The sequence below is a fragment of the Methylopila musalis genome (genome assembly GCF_042679725.1).
GTDB classification, from domain to species: domain Bacteria; phylum Pseudomonadota; class Alphaproteobacteria; order Rhizobiales; family Methylopilaceae; genus Methylopila; species Methylopila musalis.
Map to the genome: position 1 here is coordinate 1 of NZ_JBHTMX010000243.1, position 3,888 is coordinate 3,888.

2 protein-coding genes and 1 pseudogene are annotated in these 3,888 nt (G+C 72.6%); 1 reads left to right on the plus strand and 2 read right to left on the minus strand.

The features are described 5' to 3' along the window. A pseudogene (locus ACFQ4O_RS15980) lies at positions 1–604 on the minus strand (biotin/lipoyl-binding protein); the annotation flags it as partial. 501 nt (positions 605–1,105) lie between these two features. On the opposite strand from ACFQ4O_RS15980, the gene ACFQ4O_RS15985 reads away from it, so the two are divergent. Next, complete coding sequence (locus ACFQ4O_RS15985; protein ID WP_378777109.1) at positions 1,106–1,624, plus strand: disulfide bond formation protein B; 519 nt, start codon at positions 1,106–1,108, stop codon at positions 1,622–1,624. Between the two features lie 13 nt (positions 1,625–1,637). Here ACFQ4O_RS15985 and ACFQ4O_RS15990 read toward each other — a convergent pair whose 3' ends face one another. Continuing rightward, on the minus strand, positions 1,638–3,602 hold the full coding sequence (locus tag ACFQ4O_RS15990; RefSeq protein WP_378777111.1) for an acetoacetate--CoA ligase: 1,965 nt from the start codon (positions 3,600–3,602) through the stop codon (positions 1,638–1,640). Positions 3,603–3,888 lie beyond the last annotated feature (286 nt).

Consider the following 3,888-nt stretch of genomic DNA (forward strand, 5'->3'; position numbering starts at 1 on the left):
TGTCCACCGCCGCCGCCGTGCGGTCGCGGTCGGCCTTGGCCTGATCGAGGGTCTGCCGGCTGCCGTAGCTCGAGCGGGCGAGCTGCTGGGCGCGGTCGTAGTCCGAGGCCGCGCGGCCGCGGTCGGCGCCGGCGGAGACCTGCTGCGCCTTCGCCTGCAGGATCTGCGCGTCGGAGGCCGCGATCTGCCGGTCGAACCGGGCGAGCGAAGCGGTCTGTGTGGCGATGCGGGCGTCGGCGGCCTCGACCGCGAGCTTCGCGTCGCCGTCGTCGAGCCGCACCAGCGCCGCGCCCGCCGCGACCACTGCGTTGGCCTCGACCGCGACCTCGGCCACGTAGCCGGAAATCTTCGCGGACATCACCGCCATGTCGGCGCCCACATAGGCGTCGTCGGTCTCGACCATGAAGCGGCCCGTGGTCCAATAGGACGCGCCCTGCCAGAGGCCGACGCCGAGCGCGAGCCCCGCAAGGGCCATGAGGATGAGCTTCTTGCGCGAGCCGGAGGTCTTGCCCGCGCGCGGACCCGCCTCGGCGGCGGGCGCCGACGTCTCCCGCGCCTCGTTGGGGCGGGCGGCGTCGTCCGTCTCGGGCGCGCGCGCGTCCACATCCGCGGCGCTCGTCGGCCGCAGACGCGCGACGGACCCGGACGGGCCCCGGCTGGACAACGGAGACTGAGCCATGACGGCCGCGCCTCTCCTCAAACGTCGCTTCGGATCGGACTGGATACGCAAAACATGACCGAACGGTTCGGTCACGAGTGATCGATAGCACGCATATCTGCTGCGCGGCAACACTGACCGAACCGTTCGGTCAATGCTTTGGCGCACGACGACGTTGCGCCGACGCAGGGCGCGCACCCCAGAGACGCAGGATGCGGGGCGCAGGACACGGACCCGCAGGACACCGGGGCGCCGGGAAACGTCCGCGGGCGGACGGGGAGATCGCGTTTGGAGAGGGATACGGGACACGGGACGCCGGAAGCGCGCGGCGCTGAGGCGCGAGCGTGGAGCGTCAGCGCGCGGCGGAGGCTGGCCGCCGCGGGCTGCGGGCGCCGCATCCCGGCGTGAGGGGAGACAGGACCGCGCGGATCGGTCATGACAGGGGCCATGACCCTCTCGTCGCCCTCCGCCCCGTCTTCCGCGCGTTCCCGGCTCGCCGGCGCGGCGCTCGCCGTCGCCGTCATCGGCGCCGCTGCCATCGGCGGGGCCCTGGTGTTCGAGCATGTGTTCGGCTACGTGCCCTGCATGCTCTGCCTGTGGCAGCGCTGGCCCTATTACCTCGGCGTGCCGCTGGCGCTCGCGGCCGCCGCTCTGGCGCGAGGCGGGACGACCGGCGCGGCCCGCGCCGCGCTGATCCTTGTGGCGCTGCTGTTCGCGGTCGGCGCCGGGCTCGGCGTCCACCACGCCGGCGTGGAATGGGGCTTCTGGCCAGGACCGGCGAGCTGCGCCGGGGCCAACGCCGCCCCCTCGTCCGTGGGCGGGCTGATGGAGAGCATGCGCGGCACCCGCATCGTGCCCTGCGACAGCGCCGCCTGGCGCTTCCTCGGCCTGTCGCTCGCGGGCTACAACGCCCTGATCGCCGCAGGCCTTTCGGCGATCGCGGTCTGGGGCCTCCGCCGGGGCTGACGCCCCTGCCGGCTCAGTCCTTCAGCTCGGCGAGGTCCGCGAACAGGTCGAGCGCGTCAGGGTTGGCGAGCGCCTCCTTGTTCTTCACCGGGCGGCCATGGACCACCTCCCGCACCGCGAGCTCCACGATCTTGCCGGACTTGGTGCGCGGGATGTCGGCCACGGCCACGATCTTCGCCGGCACGTGGCGCGGCGAGGCGCCCTCGCGGATGCGGACCTTCATGCGCTTGACGAGGTCGTCGGACAGCTCCGCCCCGGGCGCCAGCCGCACGAACAGCACCACCCGCACGTCGCCGTCGAAATCCTGCCCGATGGCGAGCGCCTCGACGATCTCCTCCATCTTCTCGACCTGGGCGTAGATCTCCGCCGTGCCGATGCGCACCCCGCCGGGGTTGAGCGTGGCGTCGGAGCGGCCGTGGATGATCAGGCCGCCGTGCTCGGTCCATTCGGCGAAGTCGCCGTGGACCCAGACATTGTCGAAGCGCTCGAAATAGGCCGCGCGGTATTTCGCGCCGTCCGGGTCGTTCCAGAAGCCGATCGGCATGGCGGGGAACGCCTTCACGCAGGCGAGCTCGCCCTTGCCCGAGGCCATGGGCGCGCCGTCGTCGTCGAGCACGGCGATGGCGAGGCCGAGCCCCGGCGCCTGGATCTCGCCGCGCCACACCGGCTCCAGCGGGTCGCCCAGCACGAAGCAGGACACGATGTCGGTGCCGCCCGAGATGGAGGCGAGCTGCACGTCCGGCTTCACCGCCTCGTAGATCCAGTCGAAGCTCGAGTCCGCCAGCGGCGAGCCGGTGGAGGCGATGGTGCGCACGGTGGCGAGGCTGTGGGTCTCGCGGGGCGTGAGGCCCTGCTTCTTCACGCCGTCGATCCATTTCGCCGACGTGCCGAAGAAGGTCATGCGCTCGTCGTCGGCGAAGTCGAACAGCACGGCCGGGCTCGGGTGGAACGGCGAGCCGTCGAACAGCAGCAGCGTCGCCTCCGCCGCCAGCCCCGAGACCAGCCAGTTCCACATCATCCAGCCGCAGGTGGTGAAGTAGAACACCCGGTCGCCCTTGCCGACGTCCGAGTGCAGCCGATGCTCCTTCAGATGCTGCAGCAGCACGCCGCCGGCCGAATGCACGATGCACTTCGGCACGCCGGTGGTGCCGGAGGAGAACAGCACGTAGAGCGGATGGGCGAAGGGCAGGCGCTCGAACGTCAGCTCCGTCGCCGGGAAGCGCTCGGTGAAGGCCTCCAGCGTCACGCCGGCGCGCAAGGAGGCCGCCACCTCCTCCGCGATCCCGAGATAGGGGATCACCACCACGGTCTCCACCGTCGGCAGCGCGTCCACGATCGGCTTCAGCTTGGCGGCGATCTCGATGCGCTTGCCGGCGTACCAGTAGCCGTCCACGGTGACGAACGCCTTGGGCTCGATCTGGCCGAAGCGGTCCAGCACGCCGCGCTCGCCGAAATCCGGCGAGCAGGACGACCACACCGCCCCGAGCGAGGCGGTCGCCAGCATGAACGCGACGGTCTCCGGCCGGTTCGGGACCATGGCCGCCACCCGGTCGCCCGGCCCGACGCCCGCCGCCTTCAGCGCCTGCTGCAGCCGCGACACCTCGGCCCGCAGCCGGTCGAAGCTCCAGCGCGCCTCGGCCTTGTCCTCGCCCCGGAACACCAGCGCGTCGTCCGGGCCCACGCCTCGCAGCAGGTTCTCGGCGAAGTTCAGCCGGGCCTCCGGAAAGAACCGCGCGCCGGGCATGGCGTCGCCGTTCTCGAGCAGCACGCCGCCCTTGTCGCCGATGACGCCGCCGAAGTCCCACACCAGATCCCAGAAGCCTTCGCGATCCTCGATCGACCAGGCGTGCAGCGCGCGGAACTCCGTGAGGTCCCGGCCCGCCCGCTCGCCCGCGAGCGCGGCGAAACGCGCGAGCGCGCTCGCGGCCCGGCGTTCGGGCGAAGGGGTCCACAGCGGCGCGTCGGCGGCGTGGGTCATCGGCGGTCTCCGGGGAGGTCGGATCGGACAGGCGGGCGCAACGCGCGCATCATAGGGCCGCCTTCGCGGTTGCGAAAAGCCGACCTTGGACGGCCCCGTTTGGAGCCGGCGCAGGAGCCGCGCTATAAGCGGCCCGCCTTGATCCCCCGGCGCCGCGCCGGGAATGGGAGACCCGGACCGGATGCGCCGCATCGTTCTCGGCCTCGCCGGGGCGGCGGTGGCGGTGGGCGTCGCGGGGGCGGCTCTCGCCGTGCGCGCGTCGTCGGCGGGCCTCGACGCCACAACG

Bases quoted from the DNA above. Each gene is read 5' to 3' on its own strand.
- ACFQ4O_RS15985 (WP_378777109.1), top strand. From the start codon at position 1,106: ATGACCCTCTCGTCGCCCTCCGCCCCGTCTTCCGCGCGTTCCCGGCTC.
- ACFQ4O_RS15990 (WP_378777111.1), bottom strand. From the start codon at position 3,602: ATGACCCACGCCGCCGACGCGCCGCTGTGGACCCCTTCGCCCGAACGC.